Raw genomic sequence first — 18,607 nt, forward strand, 5'->3', positions numbered from 1 at the left:
TTCAAGCATCACCGCCGGCACACACCAAAACATGGCACACAGCACGCAACCAAAAGTCAATGCAATCAAAAATATAAAAAGTACATTGGCACACTATCGAGTTCTCAAACAACAACCGCACACCCAAACACACCACAAAACACAGTGGCGCGTTCAAAGCGACGAAGATTGACACTAACAAAACATTCTCAACAACGCAAATACGCGCCGCATCACAGAACCTATTTCATTATGTCGGCCAGCGGTAGTTTTCCTAACCGCCATCTCACCAAACCACTCTCTTCAGAGCCTGTCTGGCGGGGCGTTGTCGGTCTCGCTGACTCACATAAAGTTACACACACACCAACAACAACACAAATCGCCAGCCCAGACAACATTTTTACAACTTCATATCAGGGTTCTTTTGGGCGCCATTGACGCGCCCACTGACGTACAGGGCGAGCGTCACAAGCGCCAGCAGTAACGCACATCCGGCCACACTGAGCGCTCCTTTCCAGGGCACGGGATCGCGGAGGAATTGCCAGAGAATCATGACGGCCATGAACGTCACCAGTTGGTTGCGTCCCCAGGCCAACGGGATCGCAAGTCCAGTGAGGATCAAGATGAACGTTGCCCAGAGGGGCACGGTGGGCAGGGTGTGGGCGTCGAGAAGTGTAGGAAGGGTACGCAGCGCAACGTAGATCCCCGCGGCCACCGCCGCTGCACCCAGTTCATGCAGAGCCCACGTGCGACGGGGAATGCCGTACGCTCGGGCCGTCGTCGGCGAGCTTGTGCCCCAAGAATAGATAGCCGCGAAGCAACCGAAAAGGAAAAGGTCAGGGATGGTTGCGACGAACGGTATCCATGTTTTGTCGGCGAACGAGCGCACCGCAAACTGCACGGCGACCGAGCCAAGGCCAAAGGCCACGGCCAAGAGGAGCGGCTGTTTCCAGAAGAGTTGGAAGATGAGGGGCTGGTCCAGACGCAGCCCCATGATGGCCGAACCGTTGTCGGAAGAGTTGAGTTCTTCGCCGGTGGTGGAGTCGTTAGCTACGTATAGGGCAAGCCAGCCGGTGACCAGTGCGATGGCGAGCAGGCCGTACAGCGATGGGCTCACGATCAGCGTCGGGATGCAAAGTACGGCCCAGACCACGAGGGCGGCGCGGCGCTTGTACGCGAGGGCGCGCTTGCGGTTCATCCCATAGGAGCGAAAAACGTCCGATTCGGGGATGAAGGTCGCGTAGAGGAGGAGCGAGGAGAATGTCGCGGCTGTAATGACCAGCGGGACGCTGCCCAACCAGTCGGCAAAGATGGTCGCTGCGCCCATGAGCAGGCCGAAGAGTGTCATCCAGAAGCGCCATTTGGAGCCTGCGAACATTTGGGCGCGGAAGAAGCCGGGGCGGACAAAGGTCTGCATTTAGCTCACCTCCAGGAGGTGCTCGATGACGTCGCCGAAATCGACAGGTCGCAGGGGGTTGCTCAGGTCGAGGCGCTCGGCGTGGGCGTCGGCATCATCGGCGGTCACGTGCGCGCTGGCCTTGCCGTCGCGGCCCAGCACCAGGGCGCTGCTCAGAATTTTCGACGCCTCTTCGATATGGTGCGTGGCCATCACGAACGTGCGTCCGTCCTCGGCCACGTCGAGGAGGTGGCGATAGAACACGTTGGTGTTGTGGACATCGAGGCCGACGTAGGGCTCGTCGAGAAGCGTGAGCTCGGCGCCGGACGCGATGCCGATAATGTTGCCCACCATCGCGCGCTGGCCCCGCGACATCTTGTTGTACGCGGCGCCGAGCGCCTCGCCGAGGTCGAAGTCGTCGATGAGGCGGCGCGCGAGCCCATCGTCCCAGTTCGGGTACCGCAGCTGCGCGCCTTTCAGGATGTCCTTGCCGCTCCAGCTCGCCGGGTAGCCGACGTCGACGCCGGTGAGCGCGACGCGGTCCATCACCGCAGCATTATCGAACGGTGCCAGGCTGAACACCTCGACGGCGCCACCGGAGGATTTCAGTTGGCCCGCGACGATCTGCAACAACGTCGACTTACCGACGCCATTTCGCCCCAGCAGCCCGTGAATACCACCAGACGGCAGGTCGAAGGCCACCCCGTTGAGGACGTGCTTCTTACCAAAGTGCTTCTCTAGCCCATCGGCGCGGATAATCATGGCGTTCATTGATACATTCCTCTACTTTCTGCTACTCGATGTACAAGGTCGATCAAGTCGTCGCGGCTCAGGCCGACGCGGACGGCTTCGTCGATAAGAGGGGCGACGAACGTACCCGGGAACGCTTCCCGGCGGGTTTCCAGGATCCGTTCGCGCGCGTCCGGGGTGACGAACATCCCGAGGCCGCGGCGCTTCTCGAGGACCTGGGCGTCGACAAGTAAACCGAGGCCCTTGCGCGCTGTCGCGGGGTTGATGTTGTGGAAGGCTGCGAGCTCGTTTGTCGACGGTGCCCGCTCGCCCGACTTCAGTGTCCCGTCGACGATGAGGTCCTCCACCAACTTCGCGATCTGCACGAAGAGTGGCTCTGAATCCCCAACCACCATTTCTCCCTTCGAGCTCGTTGGTTAGTTACTGCACTAACTAACTATAGAACTGCGGTCAGGTAGCTCGCAAGGACCCCTACGAAATTTCTTGAACTACTAGCATGAGTAGGCACACAAACATATGTAGCCTTGTGATGAAAAGAATTTAACGACAATAAAGAATCGGAATTTAGGAGCCATGCTTGAACGCACACTGGTGTTCGTCGACACTTCTTACCTACTGGCGAGCTTTTACAACTCATGGGAAATCGGCGCGCGAGCACAATTAGAAATCGACTTACCCGAGGTAGTCGCCAACCTCGGAGTCATGATCAGCCACCAACTCCACCAACCCATCCACCGTCAAATGTGGTACGACGGCATCCCCGACTCCGGACCCCACCGCTACCAGCGCGCCCTGCGCTCCTGCGACGGGGTCCAACTCCGCACCGGGCAACTCATCGAATGGGGTGAACGACGCACACAGAAAGGCGTCGACACCCGACTCGTCGCAGACCTGGTGATCAACGCTACGCGTGGCCAGTTCAGCGACTTCGTCCTTGTCTCCGGCGACGCCGACATGATCCCAGGCGTCGAAGAAGCCACCAACAACGGCGTACGCGTCCACCTCTACGGATTCGGCTGGGACTCCATGTCCTCCGCCCTCCGCCACGCCTGCGACACCACCACCATCCTCGACCCACGCGAAGACTTCGCAGACTCCATGCAACTCCGCGTCCTCGAAGGGCCCCTCCCACCAAGCATCCGGGAACGCCCGATCGCCGACGCCGAACCCGTCGAAGACAACCAAGGCCCCACCGAAGTACCCGGCCTGGGACCCGACCCACTCGCTGCGCCGGAGGAGCCTGCTGCTGAGGATCCCGCTTCAGACGAGCCGGTCGATCCACCGGCCACGGAAACCCCAGTTACCCCGGCGGCCCCGCCGACCCCATCGCCTGCCGATATGCCGAAGCCCGGCCCAAAGCCTGGCCCGGTCCTCACGGAACCACCGACACCGGTCAAGTCGGCAGAGCCTGCAACACCTGCCGAGGACCCGAAGCCGGAAACCATCTCCGACGAGGATACCGACGACGTACCGGCCCCCAAACCGGCACCGAAGCCGTCGATGATGGCACCGCGCCGCAAACTCCGCTCGCGCTACGTGCCGCTTCCGGAAGAAGTCTGGACGTCCTCCGGCTTCCAAACCCCCTACGACGTGGGACAACAGTACGCAGCCTGGTGGTTCGAGAACGCCGCCTCCAGCGAGCAGCGCGACAAGGCCCACATGCTTTCCGGCGGGGGGCTACCACCGGAGATCGATAGGCCACTGCTCCAGTTCGCCTGCGAAACCCTGCACGAATACACCCTGACGGAAACCCAGCGCGTCAACCTTCGCGACGGCTTCCACTCCGGCATCCGGGGCGTACTCATCAATATTCGCCGCGAAAGCTAACACACTTTCGAGACAGCAAGGCCCCTGTCCGACACATTCAGGTCGGGCAGGGGCGTTCTTTTTGCGTTGTGCGCTGCGGTTTTTCTAAATGTGAGCAACAGGATTGTAGTAATCCCCATTTCGAACGTATTTTCGGGGATTACTACAATCCTGTTACTACAGTTTGCGGCGCTGAGGTTTTCCTAGTCCTTGTTGTCCTCGATTTCCTTCGGAGCCTCGGATGAGGATGAGGAGGACTTGCCGCCGGAAAGCTCAGCGCGGATCTGATCCAGGCGGGCGCTGGCGGCGACATCGCTGCCAGCGGACTCGATTTCGGCCATGCGGTCGGTCATGGAGGACTTGGCCAGCTCCTGCTCGCCGAGCGCCTGGGAGTAGCGGCGTTCGATCTTGTCCCGGACGCCGTCGAGGGTCGGGACGTTGTCGTTGCCACCGAACTGGTTCATGGAGTCCATGGTTGCGGTGGTCTGCTCTTGCATTTTCGCCTGGTCAAGCTGGGACTCCAGCTGGGAGACCTGGGCGAGCTGCTCCTGCAGGCGCGCCTCGGATTCCTTCTGCTTCGCTTGGGCTTCCTGTGCGGCTTGCTCGGCGGCGGCGTAGGCCTGCTTGGTTTGCTCGAGTTCCTGCTCGACGGACACCAGCTGGGTGGCGATGACCTCGGCGGCGGCGTCGTCGTTCGTTTGGAGGGCGGTCTTGGTCTTCGCCTCAAGGTCCTGTTGGGATTTGAGCAGGCGGTCCAGTTTCATGCTGAGCTGGTTGCGGTTGCCAATGATGGCGGCTGCGTGCTCAGTGATTTCTTGGTGCTGCTTCTTAGCGGCGGCGACGGCCTGCTGGATTTGCACCTTCGGGTCGGCGTTTTCGTCGATCTTGGTGTCGAAGGACTGCATCAGGTACTTCCAGCCCTTTACGAATGGGTTTGCCATTACTGTCCCTCCTGCGCGTTTTGGGCCTCGACCTGGCGGCGGACCTCGTCCATGTCGAGTGCTTTGACCTGTTCGACGAGGTCGTTGAATGCGGATTCCGGCAGGGCACCGGCTTCGCGGTAGACCATGATTCCGTCGCGGAACACCATGAGCGTCGGGATTGCCTGGATATCCAGGGCGACCGCTACTTGCTGGTATTCCTCGGTGTTGAGCTTCGCGAAGGTCACATCCGGGTGCTTCTCGGAGACCTTTTCGTAAACAGGCGCGAACTGGCGGCAGGGGCCGCACCAGGACGCCCAGCAGTCGACGATGACAATGCCCTCTCCGAGAACGGTTTCCTGGAATGTTTCCTCAGTGAGGTCGGTTGTGGCCATTAGGTAGCTCCTTTTCGTTTTTTGTTAGATTGGCAGCTATCAATGCAACACTAACAAGTGCGGGGCGATTCCCGCAGGAAGGAAGGAAATATTATGGCAACGCAAACATTCCAGGTTGAGGGCATGAGCTGCGGGCATTGCGAGCTCAGCATCCAGGAAGAGGTTGGGGAAATCCCGGGCGTGACCTCGGTGAAGGCTGATCACACAACCGGCGAGGTTGTGGTTGAGGGTGCAGAGGTGAGCAGGGAGGACGTCGATAAGGCGGTTGAGGAAGCGGGGTTCAAGCTGCTCTAATGTCGAATGCACAGATAGAACTCGGCGTTTCGGGCATGACGTGTACGTCGTGCTCGTCGCGGGTGCAGCGAAAGCTGAACAAGATGGAGGGGGTCGAGGCGTCGGTGAACTTTTCGACGGAGACCGCCTCCGTCGAGTACGATCCGGCGCTCGCGGACCCTGATGCGTTGATCAAAACGATTCGGAACGCGGGCTACGACGCCTTCACGTTCTCCGACGCCGACGAGCCGCTTGCCGACGCCCCCTCCGAACCCGAGCGCGACACCCTCCTGTGGACCATCGTGTGGTCCGCGGTGGTGTCACTGCCGGTGATGCTGGTGTCGATGATTCCGGCGTTGCAGTTCACGTACTGGCAGTGGGCGGCGTTTGCTGCCACGACCCTGGTGTATTTCTCGGCAGGGTCGCTGTTCCACCGCAATGCGCTGTTGAACTTGCGTCACGGCAGCATGACCATGGACACGCTGATTTCCATGGGCACCACGGCCGCCTACGGGTGGTCGATCTATGCGCTGTTCTTCGGCAACGCGGGCGAGCCGGGCATGAAAATGCACATGAGCCTCATGCCGAACTCGGCGGCGATGGACGAGGTCTATCTGGAGACGGTGTGCGTCGTCATCACGTTTTTGCTGCTTGGGCGCTGGTTCGAGCACCGCGCGAAGGGGCGTAGCTCCGAGGCGTTGCGCAACCTGCTGCACATGGGGGCGAAGGACGCGACGGTGCTGCGCGACGGCGTGGAGACGCGCGTGCCGATCGCCGACGTGAAGGTCGGCGACACGTTCGTGGTGCGCCCGGGCGAGAAGGTCGCGACGGACGGCACGGTGGTCGAGGGACGCTCGGCGATCGACGCCTCGATGCTCACCGGCGAGTCTGTCCCCGTCGACGTCAAGGAAGGCGACGACGTCACGGGCGCGACCCTGAACACACACGGGCGCCTCCTTGTACGGGCGACACGCGTTGGTTCGGACACGACGCTCGCGCAGATGGGTCAACTGGTCAAGGACGCGCAGGCAGGCAAAGCGCCGGTAGAGCGGCTGGTAGACAGGATCGCGCAGATCTTCGTCCCGACCGTGATCGCTATCTCGGCGGTATCCCTGGTGGTGCACCTGCTGCTCGGATATAGCGTGGCCGCGGCGTTTACGGCGGCGGTGGCGGTGCTGATCATCGCGTGCCCGTGCGCGCTCGGCCTGGCGACCCCGACCGCCATCCTGGTAGGCACCGGGCGCGGCGCCGAGCTCGGGTTGTTGATCCGCGGCCCGGAGATTCTGGAGTCCACCCGCCAGGTGGACACTATCGTGATGGACAAGACCGGGACCGTCACTACCGGCGAAATGACTGTGGTTGACGCGAATGGCAGCAGCGACGCCCTCGCACTCGCCGCCGCGGTGGAGGCGCACTCGGAGCACCCCATCGCCCGTGCCATCACCGCTTACGTTCAGGACGCGCCCACAGCAACCGCAACCGACTTCCGGAACGAGCCCGGCATTGGCGCCAGCGCGACCGTTGACGGCAAGCACGTCCGGGTTGGACGCCCAACGGTTGACCTCGGCGAATACCAGGACGCCTTCGAGTCCATGGAGGCGACGGGCGCGACCGTAGTCGCTGTCGAGGTCGACGGCGCGCTCACGGGAGTGATCGCGGTGCGCGACGCCGTGAAGGAAGACTCCCGGGTGGGCGTCGAGAAGCTGAAGGAGCTGGGGCTCGAGCCGCACCTGCTCACGGGCGACAACCGCGCGACAGCGCTCGCCGTGGCGAAGGAAGTGGGTATCGACGCCGCCAACGTCACCGCCGGCGTGCTTCCCGCCGACAAAGTCGACCTGGTACGCAGCCTGCAGGACGCGGGCAAACGCGTGGCGATGATCGGTGACGGCGTGAACGACGCCGCAGCGCTCGCCCAGGCCGACCTCGGCATGGCGATGGGCGCCGGTACCGACGTGGCCATCGAGGCCTCCGACATCACCCTGATGAATAACTCGCTGGTCAGCGCCGCCGACGGCATCCGCCTGTCGCGCGCGACGCTGCGCACCATCAAAGGCAACCTGTTCTGGGCCTTTGCGTACAACGTGGTGCTCATCCCCGTGGCAGCCATCGGGCTGCTCAACCCCCTGCTTGCAGGCATAGCGATGGCCTGCTCATCCGTGTTCGTGGTGACGAACTCGCTGCGGCTGCGCCGCTTCCGCGCTACGCGCTAAACAGGCCGCGGAGGCGGTGCAGGACACCGCTTGGCTGGGAGGTGGCGGCCAGCTCGTCGATGCTGCGGGGGAGGTTCAGCAGCATCGTCGAATCCTGGTTCTTCGCGACGGTAATACGTTCCTCTAATTGGGCCACCGTGTGGGCGCACGCGGACGGTGCGTCGTGCATCATTCGGACAGACATTGTGACTTTTCCTTCGTTCGTAACTGTGTTAGGCCACAATGCTAGCCAGAAACGCGCAGCGTGTCATGCATGGCGAGCCAACCCTAAGCAAGGGCAGCCTTGGCTGTCCACCCCCGGACGGGTGCAGGATTAGCCGTGCGCCATGTTCACGAAGCGCGAGTAGTGCAGCTGGTGCGCAACCGGAATCGTGTCGATTGGCCCGCCGCGGTGCTTCGCCACGATGATGTCGGCTTCGCCGGCGCGCTCATCGTCACGATCCTGGGAATCTGGACGGTACAGCAGGAACACCATGTCGGCGTCCTGCTCCAGGGAGCCCGACTCGCGGAGGTCGGCGAGCTGAGGCTTCTTGTCCGTACGTGCCTCGGGTCCACGGTTGAGCTGCGAAATCGCGATCACAGGGACCTCGAGTTCCTTCGCCAACAGCTTCAAGTTACGGGAGAACTCGGAAACCTCCTGCTGGCGCGACTCCACACGCTTGCCGGAGCTCATCAGCTGCAGGTAGTCCAGCACGATCAGGTCGAGGCCCTGCTGCTGCTTCAACCGGCGCGCCTTCGAGCGGATCTCCATCATGGTGAGGTTGGGGGAGTCGTCGATAAATAGTGGGGCGTCCTGGATCTCCTCGAGACGACGGGTGAGCTTCTCCCAGTCCTGTTCCCCCATCTGGCCCGAGCGCATCGAGGACAGCTTGATCTCCGTTTCGGCGGAGAGCATGCGCATGATGATTTCGGACGCGCTCATTTCCAGCGAGAAAACCACTGAGGTCTTGCCCTGCTGGATTGAGCAGGAGCGCATGAAGTCCAGCGCCAGCGTCGACTTACCGACGCCCGGGCGCGCCGCGATGATGATCATCTGCCCTGCGTGCAGACCGTTGGTGAGTTTATCCAGGTCGATGAAGCCGGTCGGCACGCCCTGCTCCAGGCCACCGCCCTGCGCGATGGCCGCGAGCTCGTCGACGGTGTCCTGCAGCAGGTCGCCGAGCACCTTGTAGTCCTCGCCAGCGTTCTTGCGGGAGATCTGGAAGAGCTCCTGCTGAGCGCGGTCCACGACCGCGTCGATCTCCATGCCGTCTTCGCCCTCATAGCCGAGCTGCACAACGTGCGTACCGGCATTGACCAGCTGGCGGAGGATCGACTTCTCCTCGACGATCTCCGCGTAGTAGCGGGCGTTGGCGGCCGTCGGCACCTCGGAGATGAGCGTATGCAGGTAGGGGGCGCCGCCGACACGCTCAAGCTCGTTGTTGCGGTCCAGCTGGCCTGCGACGACCACCGCGTCAATGTCGGATCCGTGCGAGTACAGGTCCGTGATCGTCCTGTACACCAGCTGGTTCGCCGGGAAGTAGAAGTCCTCCGGGCGCAACGCGTCCGAAACATCAGTGATGACGTCCTGGTTGAGCAGCATGGCGCCAAGCACAGAACGCTCCGCGCGCTCGTCGTGCGGGGGCTGGCGGTACTCCTTCAGGTCCTTGCGGCCCCGGTTAAAGTTCGACGATCCGCCGTCCCACTGGCGTGGCTCCGGTGGCGCCGAGGACTCCGGAGGCTCCGGTGGTGGAACGTAGTCGTCGTCAAAATCGTCGAAGCTCGCGGCACTCGAGTTCTCAGCCATGCAGCACCCTTTACCCTTTCGTATTGCACAACAGCGTACCGGATACCCCAGACATTCACGTACCGCCAGTTGAGTTATCCACAGGGGCTGTGAATACTTTTCCATTGTGCCTGGGGTCTATCCACAGGGGGTGTGCACAACGTGTGGAGAGTGTGTGGAAAAGCCATCGAAGGCGCGCTCTACAGCAACCCCTTCGCAGGTCACACCACTTTTATTCAAGACGATACCCATTGGCACCCCCGGTGGATAACCCGCTACCAGCCGGTTTGACTAGGCGCTTGCGGTGCGCTAAATACACCGTCGCATGAGGGGCACACCGCCTCGCTGTGGAGAGTTATCCACAAGCGCAGGCAGGCAAACGAAAACGGGCCCCGCTCCTCACAAGCGGGACCCGTTCTCAAGCTGTTGTCGTTGGACTACCTATCGGTAATCGTCGTTATTTGCTAACGACCTCGAAGTTCACTTTGCCTTCCACGCTGTCGTGGAGGTTCACCTTGACCTGGTATCCACCGGTCTTGGTAACAAGGCCCTTCGGTACATTGATGCGGCGCTTGTCCAGGGACGGACCGCCGGCTGTCTTGACAGCTGCTGCGATGTCGCCAGGCTTGACGGAGCCGAACAGCTTGCCCTTCTCGGAGGTACGCACTGGCACCTTCACGCCGGTGAGCTGGTCGAGCTGATCACGCAGCTCCTTTGCGTGGTCCAAGTCGCGGACCTCGCGCTCCTTCTGTACACGCTGAATATCACGGATCTGCTTCTCTGCACCGCGGGTGGCTGGGATAGCCAGGCCACGTGGGAGCAGGAAGTTACGGCCATAGCCGCCCTTGACCTCGACGATCTCGCCTGCCTCGCCAAGGTTATCAACGGCAGCGGTGAGGATCAGTTTCATGAATCCTAACCTTCCTTGAGTTGAAAATGCTTATGTGTGGGAAATGCTTAGAACGGGGGCTCGTCGTCCATCCCGCCGAATCCACCGGCAGGTGGAGCGGAATTCCACGGATCGTTTTGCGGCTGCGACTGCTGTGCCTGCTGCTGTTGCTGTGCAGGCTGCTGCGGCGCCTGACCAAACCCACCCATGTTCTGAGGCTGCTGCTGTTGCTGTTGCTGCTGTGGGCGACCGTAACCCGAGTTGCCTTCGCGTGGCGTGCGCTGCACGTTCGCGGTGGCGTACTTCAGGGACGGGCCTACCTCATCAACTTCGACCTCAAACACGGTGCGGTTTTCACCCTCGCGGGTCTGGTAGGAGCGCTGCTTCAGGCGACCGTTGACGATAACGCGCATGCCCTTGGTGAGGGACTCCGCCACGTTCTCCGCCATCTGACGCCAGCAGTTACAGGTCAAAAACAGGGCCTCGCCGTCTTCCCACTGATTCGTGTCGCGGTTGAACTGGCGTGGCGTGGAAGCGATGCGGAAGTTCGCTACCGCTGCACCACTTGGAATAAACCGCAGTTCCGGGTCCGCAACCAGGTTGCCGACGACGGTGATCGGTGTATCGCCTTGTGCCATTGTTTTGACTCCTTCGTTTCCGTGGTTCCGAAAGCCGTTCTTTACTTGTCGGTTCGCAGAACCTTGGTGCGCAGCACTGATTCGCTCAGGCTCAGCACACGATCGAGCTCTTGGACGGTATCTGCTGCGCATTCAAGATTGATGACAGCGTAGATGCCCTCTTCCTTCTTGTTGATTGGGTACGCAAGACGCTGCTTGCCCCACACATCAACGTTTTCTACCTTGCCGTTTTCCTTACGGACGATCTCGAGGAACTTGTCCAGGGACGGGGCAACGGTGCGTTCATCCTGCTGTGGATCGAGGATGATCATTACTTCGTAGTGACGCACGGACCTCATCACCTCCTATGGTCTAGATTTGAATGTTTTCGGCCGCCGCATCGTGCGGTGGCAGGAGGGTCGTTGCGTCAAGCAACCCCACCAGCGTACCCCACCCGTTACGCTGGGCAAAATACTTCTCGACGCCCCATCCGCCCTACTGCGGGTTCGGCGCTGCAACGAAGACCGCGAGGATCACCGGAATGACGGTAATGAAGACAAAAGCGGCAAGACCGTAGCCAACGGCGCGAGGGATTTCTTGACGGTTCGTCGCTACGAACGCTGCGGCGATGAAACCGAATCCGACTGCGATTGAGGCGATTCCGGTAACGGTTGCGGATCCCATGCTGGCTCCTTCCAATCTTCAGGGGTAGTCAGAAGCGGGTCGTGGCCGTTGTGTGCGGCAGCAACTTTGTCCTCGCGCTTGCCAAACATCTGCTGGATAACCAGCACCATAATGGCGATGATGAGTGCGTCGCGGGAGATGATGACGGTGTCCAGCAGCGCGCCAGGAGCACCCTTTTGGTCCTCGCCCATCATGTGCCACATCAGCACTGGCCACACCATCATGTCCACGGTCATCCAGGTCAGCAGCAGGCGCCAGTACGGCAGGGCAAGGACAGCGGGAACGATGAACCAGATGGAGTACTGGGGGCTCCACACCTTGTTGAAGAGGAGGAAGAAGCCGACGATGAGCACGAACAGCTCGGCGACGCGCGGCGTGCGCGGCGCCTTCAGGCCAAGCACGAGGACGGCTGCGCAGCCCGCGAGGAAGAGCACCAGCGTAACCGTGTTCAGGATGACGGGGGCTCCTTCGCCACTGTCGAATCCGCTCCACCCGAAGACGCGGTTGATCACTGCGTAGATGGTGGTCCACTCCCAGCCGCGGTCAGTGTTCAAGCGGTTGAACTCGTTCCATGCCTCCGGGTTGTGCAGGTACACCGGCAGGTTCACCGCCACCCAGGTCAGTGCGGTGGCGGCCACCATCTTCAGGAAGGGCACGAAGGTGCGCTTCCTGATCGCCAGCACCAGGTAGGCCCCGAGGATGAACAGCGGCCACAGCTTGAACGCGGTACCGGCGCCAATCAGCACGCCTGCCAGCCAGTACTTCTTATTGCGCACGGCGAGCATCGCCGCCACCACGAAAAAGATTGAGGGGATGTCCCAGTTAGTGAACAGGTGCATGATCAGCAACGGGGAACCGACAACGAGCAGCGTGTCCCAGATTCGGTTGCCGGCAAGCTCCGCCACCATGCGCGCCGTAACCACCCAGATGGCGGCCAGGATAAGCACAGTGATGTAGAAGTACCAACCGGACTCCGGCAGGATGCGCGAGACTGCGAAGTAGGTGTTGCGGGAGATGAACGCGCAGAACTGCTGGAACAGGCCGGCGAGCACCGGGTACTCCATGTAGCGAGTCAGGTCACCCTCAACCCAGGAGAAGTCGTAGACGAAGCCCGGCTGGTCCAGGCCGCGGCCGCCGTACAGCGGCAGAATGTCGTTATAGCAAAAGGAGGTGTACTGGCGGTTGCCGTCCCAGTTGACCTGCATCACGCCGGCGTCGTCAAGCTTGCCCATCGCGCAGTTCGACTTTGAGAGCGCGCCGAGGCCGATGAAGACGTAGGCGAGCGCGAAAATGGTGCGCAGCGGCGTCCAGAACTTGGAGCGTCCAATTTGGGCGAAGCGCCCCATCGGTCCGCCGAGGAACTCCACCCACCCGTGCGCGGCGGGTTCGGTGAGGGCTGGCTGGACGCGATCCTTCGGGTCAGGCCACGTGGTTGCTGTCATCGTTGCTCCGTTATCCAAAGATATCGTTTATAACCTGGTCGATTGCGTCCTGTACCGGGTCCGGCCGCGGCGCGGGCGCCGGTGCTGGCGCCGGAGCCGGAGCCGGTGCGCCTCGCCCGTCGGCGCGTTGGCGTCGGCGCTTGGCGACGCCGCATCAGCCGGAGCACCCGTGGTCGAATTACCGGAGAAGCCACCGTAGTAGCCGCCCAGGTTCACGCCGCCCGAGTAGGGGTTGACGCCCCAGTACACAGGGGATGCCTCAGGGAAGTACTCGAAGTCCTGGCCCTGCAGGAGGGAGTCCAGCACGTTCTTCCAGATCCGGCCTGGAGTGTCGGCGCCGAACATGTTGCCGCCGTAGGAGTTGAAGATCGCCGAGGTGTTGTCGGCGGTACCGACCCACACGGCCACGGCGAGCTGCGGCGTCGAGCCGACGGTCCACGCATCCTTGTTCAGGCCGGTGTTACCAAGCTGGGCGGTACCGGTCTTCGCGGCGGACGGGCGACCGCCTGCCAGCACGGCGTTGGAGTACGGGACGACGGACTGCATCGCCTTGATCACGTTGTCAGCGACCTGCTGGGAAACGCGGCGTTCCGTGTAGCCGGGGTCGAACTCGTAGAGGACCTCGCCGTAGGCGTCGGTGACGCGCTGCACGAAGTGCGTCGGGTGCGCCAGGCCGCGGTTCGTCAGCGTGGAGACGGCGGTGGCCATGTCGAGTACACGGGACTGATACTGGCCCAGCACGATGCCCTCGTAGGGCTGGCCACCGTTTTCACGCAGCGTGACCGGGATGCCCGGGATGGAGCGGGCCACGCCGAGGGCGTGCGCCATGTCCGCGGTGTCCTGCGTGGTGTTGTCCAGGTCATCCTGGATGCGCATGAACGCGGTGTTCGAGGAGGTGCGGGTGGCGTCGAGCATGGAGAGCATGCCGGAGCCGCCGCCGTCCCAGTTGGTCACTACGTGGCCGCCTGGCAGCGTCACCGGGGTGGCCGAGTACATCGCGTTGAGCGGGATGCCCTGCTGCAAGGCCGCGGCCAGCGCGAAGATCTTGAAGGTGGAACCGGTCTGCAGACCTGCGTTGGCGTAGTCCCAGCCGGAGGGGTCGTCGCCACCGTAGTAGGCGCGTACTGCGCCCGTCTTCGGGTCGATGGCCACGACGCCGGTGCGGGCGTCGTCCTGCAGGAGCGAAAGCTGCTCGCGGGAAATCCGCTCGACCTCTGCCTGCGAGTTCGGGTCAATCGTGGTGGTGATCTTCAAACCACGGTTGGTAAGGTCCGACTCGGAGATGCCGATGGTGGCCAGCTCCGTCATCACCTGGTTCTTAATCAGGCCGTTCGGGCCGCTGGCCTCGGTGTAGGCGGAGTAGGTCGACGGATCGCGGGTCTCCGGGTACTGCAGCCCGGCGCGCTTCGCAGGGTCGAGCTTGTTCGTCTCAACGAGCCCATCCATCACGTAGTTCCAGCGGGCCTTCGCACCGTCCGGGTTGGTCCACGGGTCAAGCTGGCTCGGCAGCTGGATGGAGGACGCAAGCACGCCGCCCTCCTCCAGCGTCAGCTCGCTGGCCGGCTTGTCGAAGAATGCGTGCGCGGCAGCTTCGATGCCGTATGCGTTGCGCCCGAAGTAGACGGTGTTGAGGTAGGCGTTGAGGATTTCTTCCTTGGTCCAAGAGTGGGTCATCTTGATGGAGTAGACGAGCTCTTTGGCCTTGCGCTCATAGGAGTGCTCATTGCCGACCAGGGCGTTCTTCACGTACTGCTGCGTAATCGTGGAGCCACCACCGGCTGATGCGTTGCCGGTAATCTGGCCGATCACGGCGCGACCGAAGCCGGTGAAGGAGAAGCCGGAGTTGTCCCAGAAGTCGCGGTCCTCGGCAGCGAGGACGGCGTTTTGCACGTCAACTGGCACCTGCTCCAGCGGGATCTGAACGCGGTTGCCCTCCGGCGGCACGATGCGAGCCAGGTCGGTTTTGCCGTCGTTAAAGTAGAGGTTTGAGATCTGCGCCGTTTCGATCTCATGCGGCTCCGGGATGTTCGCCCGCTGGTAGTTCCAGATAAACCACACAGCTGGGATGCTGGCCAGCAACACCACGAGCAGGAGCATGGCTAGGACCCATTGGCCCGTCCGCGACCGGGACTTGGATGGGGTCTTGGTTTTCTCGTCTACGTTAGTCACACATTGTCCCTGTACGATCACCTACAGAATTGCTACAGCACACACTACCCGTACCGGGCGTTTTTACCGCACTGGAGTGGCGGTCCATTCTTGCAACAAGTGGTTCCAGTGGCAGTGGGGGCACACTTCCACCTTGTGCACGGTGATGGGGCCGACCTCACCAACGAGGGTGTCAATCTCGGCCTCGCTGCGTGCGGTGCCGGTGCGACGTCCAAGCTTTTCGCTGTACACCCAGCGCACTTCTCGCATGTCACGGCCGCAAATTGGGCAGTTTCTTTTCGACGCCTCTCCGTGATGTTCTGCGGCTGCGCGGAGGAGGAAGTCGGCGTCGCAAAGCTCTTCTTTGGGAATGTGCCCGGCGTGATAGGCGCGAAGGGCCGCCCGGCGTTGCCATTCGTGCGAAACTTCGTGCTGGTAGGTGAACATCGCCGCCATACTAGCGCAACAACATAGTTTCCTTCGCCTATGTATAGAATGATGCGTTGCACGTTTTGTTCGTCTCTTTTGTACAAGGCAGGTCCTTATGGCTGATCGTCCTGACCCGTTGGAGTTGGCACAGCGTATTCGCCCGGCGATGACGAGTTTGTATGTCGCGTATTTCCGAAATACGGAACGCTCCGACCTCACCGGCCCCCAGCTTTCGATCTTGCGTCGCCTCGAGGTGGAAGGGCCAAGCCGGATCAGCCATATCGCCACGTCAGAGGGCGTGCGAATGCCGACGGCCTCGAACACCATCAACCAGCTGGAGAAGCGCGGCCTAGTGCACCGCACGCGCTCCGCGGAGGACAGGCGCGGCGTGCTCGTCGACCTAACTGACCAGGGCAAACGCGAGCTGAGGCGAGTGGGCAAGGAGCGCACGCAGTACCTCGCGGATATGCTCGCCACGCTTGATGACGCCTCGCTGCAGCAGCTCGACGCCGCCACCGAGGCAATTAATACCCTGGCAGACGTCTACGCGAACCCGGAAAGCTAATACACTAGGTCGGTATGGCGCCACGATCTTTCTCTTCTGAACTAGCCCAGTCCTTTGAGTCTGAGCGCCCACTTCGAGTGCTCGTTGGTTGGGATGCTTCCAACTCGGAGGCGATCGAGTTCGCCGCCTGGCTGGGGCGGAGCCTGCCCGTGACGGTGCGGGTTGCGGCGTCGGTGTCGGGTTCGTGGACGAAGTCGCTGTCGTCGAAGAAGTACGACAAGTGGCTGCAGAAGCAGCGAGACACCATCAGCGAGAAGGCCACGAAGGCGCTGAAGCACGAGTTGCCGCGTTCGCAGTGGGCGGACCCGGTGGCGCAGGTGCTGGAGCGCGGCAGCCTCGCGGAGTGCCTGTTCGAGATGGCGGACGGTTTCGAGGCTGATATTTTGCTGCTCGGCTCGAAGTCGAAGACATCGAAAGGCCGCTTCCGGCCGACCTCCGACGCGGACGAGATGATGCACTCCTCCCCGCTTCCGCTGGGCCTGGCGCCGAAGGGCGTGCAGCTTTCGAAGAAGGGCATCACCCGCGTCACCTACTCGCTCATCGACTCTGGCGCGGTGCAGCCGAGCTTCTCCGGCCTGGCGTACGCCACCACGCTCGCCTGCCTTCTCGACGTCCCGCTGCGCATCATCGCGTTTTCCCCCAGCGAGGGCGGCGGTTTCGACGATCAGGAAGACCAGATGGAGTGGAACGAGGCCGCGCTCGGCCTGTTGGACCGCGCACGCGACTCGGCGTTTGCTGTCGCGGAACACCTCGGGCCGGAGCACACCGAACGTCTCGACGTCTCCAACTTCGTCGCCACCGGCAAGGGTTGGAAGAAGGCCATCGACTCGGTGAAGTGGAAGAAGGGCGACATCTTGTGCCTGGGCTCGAAGTCCTCGGGCCCGCTCAAGCGCGTGTTCGTTGGCACCCGCGAGGGCGAGTTCATCCGCTTCGCCCCCGTGCCCGTCATCGTGTACCCACGAGGGAAGCACTAACCATGGCTGACGTATTTGACCACCCCGAAAACGATCTGCATTCCGGCGCGGACCGCTTCTCCCGCGTCCGGCCGGAGCCTGCCAGCTTCGACGAGCTTGCCCTAGAGCCGGACCCGCTGGAGGTCGCGCGGCGCAACAAGGCGTCGACGAAGCAGGCGATCACGCTTGCGGTGGTGACGGTGCTTGGCACGCTGCTGTTCGCGTGGGCACTCGCCGCCGTCGCCCGCGTGCAGGGCGGCCCCCTGTGTGAGGCCGGGGACGCGACGTGGCTGTGCACCGAGTCGTGGCGGACCTGGTGGGCCGTCGTCACCTCGATTCCGCCGGTGGCGGGCCTGCTCACCTGCGCGGTGCTGATGGTGCGCAAGCTCAACCGCTACGAGCGCTGGATCCCCTGGATGGGCGTGTTCTGGCTGCCCATCGTGCCGTTCACCATGTGGTGGCTGACGGTCACGATTGGGATGCTGGCGCTTGATGCGACGCACTAGCGCAATCAGCGCAGTACGGGTTCTCCTCCCGGCAGGCCTCGCAGCTTAAGTACTGGTGGCGGCACTCCGGTTCGTTCGCGCAGTTATAGAACATGTTCGACGGCGCCCCGCAGTGCACGCAGTGGCCCAGCTGCACATAGTCCGGGTCATTCTCCGGGCCGAACTCGGTGTGCATCCGCTTATCGAACACGTACAGCGAGCCCTCCCACAGGCCCGAGTTGCCGTACTTCTCGCCGTAGCGGACGATGCCGCCGTCGATCTGGTAGACCTCCTCGAAGCCGCGGTTCTTCATCAGGCTGGACAGGATCTCGCAGCGGATACCGCCGGTGCAGTAGGAGATGACTGGTTTGTCCTTCATCCAGTCGTACTTGCCGCTCTCCAGCTCCTTGATGAAGTCGTGGGTGGTTTCCACGTCCGGGACCACGGCGTTCTTAAACTTGCCAATCTCAGCCTCGCGGGCGTTGCGGCCGTCGAAAAACACAACATCCGGGTTGTTGGCCACCAGCTCGTTGACCTCCTCCGGCTTCAGGTGTGTGCCGCCCCCGACGACGCCATGCTCGTCCACCTTCAGCTCGCCCGGCGCGCCGAACGCCACGATCTCATCGCGCGCCTTGACCGACAGCTTCGGGAAGTCCTCCGCGCCGCCCTCAGACCACTTGAACTCGATGCCCCGGAAATACTCCTTCGTCTTCTTCACGTAGGTCTTGCAGGCCTTAATGTCGCCACCGACGGTGCCGTTGATACCGTCCTTGGAGATCAGGATGCGGCCGGTCAGTCCCAGGCCCTCGCAGAGGTCGCGCTGCCAGAGGCGTACCGCGTCCGGGTCCGCGATGGGCTGGAACTTGTAATACAGGAGGATCTTGCTCGTCATGCCCACGAG

General features: G+C 62.2%; 21 protein-coding genes. 6 read left to right on the forward strand and 15 right to left on the reverse strand.

Translation table 11 applies throughout. From position 1 onward, the window contains the following. Nucleotides 1-379: 379 nt before the first annotated feature. The 3 genes from BQ4436_RS02015 to BQ4436_RS02025 are packed head-to-tail and all read right to left on the reverse strand — an operon-like array spanning nucleotide 380 to nucleotide 2,520. On the reverse strand, nucleotides 380-1,396 hold the full coding sequence (locus tag BQ4436_RS02015; protein ID WP_070975346.1) for a hypothetical protein: 1,017 nt from the start codon (nucleotides 1,394-1,396) through the stop codon (nucleotides 380-382). Further along, entirely contained in the window at nucleotides 1,397-2,146 is a 750-nt protein-coding gene (locus BQ4436_RS02020) for an ATP-binding cassette domain-containing protein (protein ID WP_070975347.1), read from the reverse strand. It lies immediately after the preceding gene. Beyond that, the gene (locus tag BQ4436_RS02025; protein WP_070361735.1) at nucleotides 2,143-2,520 is read right to left on the reverse strand and encodes a GntR family transcriptional regulator; all 378 of its coding nucleotides are present in this window, start codon (nucleotides 2,518-2,520) and stop codon (nucleotides 2,143-2,145) included. The genes BQ4436_RS02020 and BQ4436_RS02025 overlap by 4 nt, the downstream gene beginning before the upstream one ends. Before the next feature lie 178 nt (nucleotides 2,521-2,698). On the opposite strand from BQ4436_RS02025, the gene BQ4436_RS02030 reads away from it, so the two are divergent. Beyond that, nucleotides 2,699-3,952 (forward strand): NYN domain-containing protein, encoded by a 1,254-nt coding sequence (locus BQ4436_RS02030; RefSeq protein WP_070975348.1) that lies wholly within the window; start codon nucleotides 2,699-2,701, stop codon nucleotides 3,950-3,952. A gap of 182 nt (nucleotides 3,953-4,134) precedes the next feature. On the opposite strand, the gene BQ4436_RS02035 is transcribed toward BQ4436_RS02030, so the two are convergent. Continuing rightward, nucleotides 4,135-4,872, reverse strand: coding sequence for a PspA/IM30 family protein (locus tag BQ4436_RS02035; protein WP_070975349.1), 738 nt, complete (start codon nucleotides 4,870-4,872; stop codon nucleotides 4,135-4,137). Beyond that, nucleotides 4,872-5,246: a thioredoxin gene (gene trxA / locus BQ4436_RS02040; RefSeq protein WP_070975350.1), complete on the reverse strand. Its 375-nt coding sequence runs from the start codon at nucleotides 5,244-5,246 to the stop codon at nucleotides 4,872-4,874. The genes BQ4436_RS02035 and trxA overlap by 1 nt, the downstream gene beginning before the upstream one ends. A gap of 93 nt (nucleotides 5,247-5,339) precedes the next feature. On the opposite strand from trxA, the gene BQ4436_RS02045 reads away from it, so the two are divergent. After that, on the forward strand, nucleotides 5,340-5,540 hold the full coding sequence (locus BQ4436_RS02045) for a heavy-metal-associated domain-containing protein (RefSeq protein WP_070361731.1): 201 nt from the start codon (nucleotides 5,340-5,342) through the stop codon (nucleotides 5,538-5,540). Then, nucleotides 5,540-7,729 carry a heavy metal translocating P-type ATPase gene (locus BQ4436_RS02050; protein WP_070975351.1) on the forward strand — a complete coding sequence of 730 codons (2,190 nt, stop codon included), beginning with the start codon at nucleotides 5,540-5,542 and terminating at the stop codon, nucleotides 7,727-7,729. Before BQ4436_RS02045 ends, BQ4436_RS02050 begins: the two co-directional genes overlap by 1 nt. Here BQ4436_RS02050 and BQ4436_RS02055 read toward each other — a convergent pair. The 9 genes from BQ4436_RS02055 to BQ4436_RS02090 form a co-directional block, all read right to left on the reverse strand. Then, nucleotides 7,719-7,913: a hypothetical protein gene (locus BQ4436_RS02055; RefSeq protein WP_070361729.1), complete on the reverse strand. Its 195-nt coding sequence runs from the start codon at nucleotides 7,911-7,913 to the stop codon at nucleotides 7,719-7,721. The genes BQ4436_RS02050 and BQ4436_RS02055 overlap by 11 nt on opposite strands. 129 nt (nucleotides 7,914-8,042) lie before the next feature. After that, the gene (gene dnaB / locus BQ4436_RS02060; protein WP_070975352.1) at nucleotides 8,043-9,515 is read right to left on the reverse strand and encodes a replicative DNA helicase; all 1,473 of its coding nucleotides are present in this window, start codon (nucleotides 9,513-9,515) and stop codon (nucleotides 8,043-8,045) included. A gap of 436 nt (nucleotides 9,516-9,951) precedes the next feature. After that, nucleotides 9,952-10,404: a 50S ribosomal protein L9 gene (rplI, locus tag BQ4436_RS02065; protein ID WP_070975353.1), complete on the reverse strand. Its 453-nt coding sequence runs from the start codon at nucleotides 10,402-10,404 to the stop codon at nucleotides 9,952-9,954. 47 nt (nucleotides 10,405-10,451) lie between these two features. Beyond that, entirely contained in the window at nucleotides 10,452-11,021 is a 570-nt protein-coding gene (locus BQ4436_RS02070; protein ID WP_070361726.1) for a single-stranded DNA-binding protein, read from the reverse strand. Between the two features lie 41 nt (nucleotides 11,022-11,062). Further along, nucleotides 11,063-11,359 carry a 30S ribosomal protein S6 gene (rpsF, locus tag BQ4436_RS02075; RefSeq protein ID WP_070361725.1) on the reverse strand — a complete coding sequence of 99 codons (297 nt, stop codon included), beginning with the start codon at nucleotides 11,357-11,359 and terminating at the stop codon, nucleotides 11,063-11,065. Between the two features lie 136 nt (nucleotides 11,360-11,495). Further along, nucleotides 11,496-11,684: a hypothetical protein gene (locus BQ4436_RS11475; RefSeq protein ID WP_083329391.1), complete on the reverse strand. Its 189-nt coding sequence runs from the start codon at nucleotides 11,682-11,684 to the stop codon at nucleotides 11,496-11,498. Further along, entirely contained in the window at nucleotides 11,612-13,126 is a 1,515-nt protein-coding gene (locus tag BQ4436_RS02080; RefSeq protein ID WP_070975354.1) for a glycosyltransferase family 87 protein, read from the reverse strand. Before BQ4436_RS02080 ends, BQ4436_RS11475 begins: the two co-directional genes overlap by 73 nt. Before the next feature lie 27 nt (nucleotides 13,127-13,153). Beyond that, nucleotides 13,154-15,295, reverse strand: a complete 2,142-nt coding sequence (locus BQ4436_RS02085; RefSeq protein WP_369822020.1) for a transglycosylase domain-containing protein — start codon at nucleotides 15,293-15,295, stop codon at nucleotides 13,154-13,156. A gap of 63 nt (nucleotides 15,296-15,358) precedes the next feature. Then, nucleotides 15,359-15,721 carry a DUF5318 family protein gene (locus BQ4436_RS02090; RefSeq protein ID WP_070478730.1) on the reverse strand — a complete coding sequence of 121 codons (363 nt, stop codon included), beginning with the start codon at nucleotides 15,719-15,721 and terminating at the stop codon, nucleotides 15,359-15,361. A gap of 97 nt (nucleotides 15,722-15,818) precedes the next feature. Between BQ4436_RS02090 and BQ4436_RS02095 the strand changes: the two genes are divergently transcribed. The 3 genes from BQ4436_RS02095 to BQ4436_RS02105 are packed head-to-tail and all read left to right on the forward strand — an operon-like array spanning nucleotide 15,819 to nucleotide 17,727. Beyond that, nucleotides 15,819-16,268 (forward strand): MarR family winged helix-turn-helix transcriptional regulator, encoded by a 450-nt coding sequence (locus BQ4436_RS02095; RefSeq protein ID WP_070361721.1) that lies wholly within the window; start codon nucleotides 15,819-15,821, stop codon nucleotides 16,266-16,268. A gap of 14 nt (nucleotides 16,269-16,282) precedes the next feature. Then, nucleotides 16,283-17,242 (forward strand): universal stress protein, encoded by a 960-nt coding sequence (locus tag BQ4436_RS02100; RefSeq protein ID WP_070478591.1) that lies wholly within the window; start codon nucleotides 16,283-16,285, stop codon nucleotides 17,240-17,242. A 2-nt stretch (nucleotides 17,243-17,244) separates the two neighbouring features. Next, entirely contained in the window at nucleotides 17,245-17,727 is a 483-nt protein-coding gene (locus tag BQ4436_RS02105) for a hypothetical protein (RefSeq protein ID WP_070478589.1), read from the forward strand. Here the strand turns inward: BQ4436_RS02105 and BQ4436_RS02110 are convergent. Next, nucleotides 17,690-18,598, reverse strand: coding sequence for an oxygen-dependent tRNA uridine(34) hydroxylase TrhO (locus tag BQ4436_RS02110; RefSeq protein WP_070975355.1), 909 nt, complete (start codon nucleotides 18,596-18,598; stop codon nucleotides 17,690-17,692). The two genes, BQ4436_RS02105 and BQ4436_RS02110, sit on opposite strands and share 38 nt — an antisense overlap. Between the last annotated feature and the right edge of the window lie 9 nt (nucleotides 18,599-18,607).

Source organism: Corynebacterium sp. MC3 (genome assembly GCF_900099485.1).
In the GTDB taxonomy this organism is placed as follows: Bacteria; Actinomycetota; Actinomycetes; order Mycobacteriales; family Mycobacteriaceae; genus Corynebacterium; species Corynebacterium pseudogenitalium.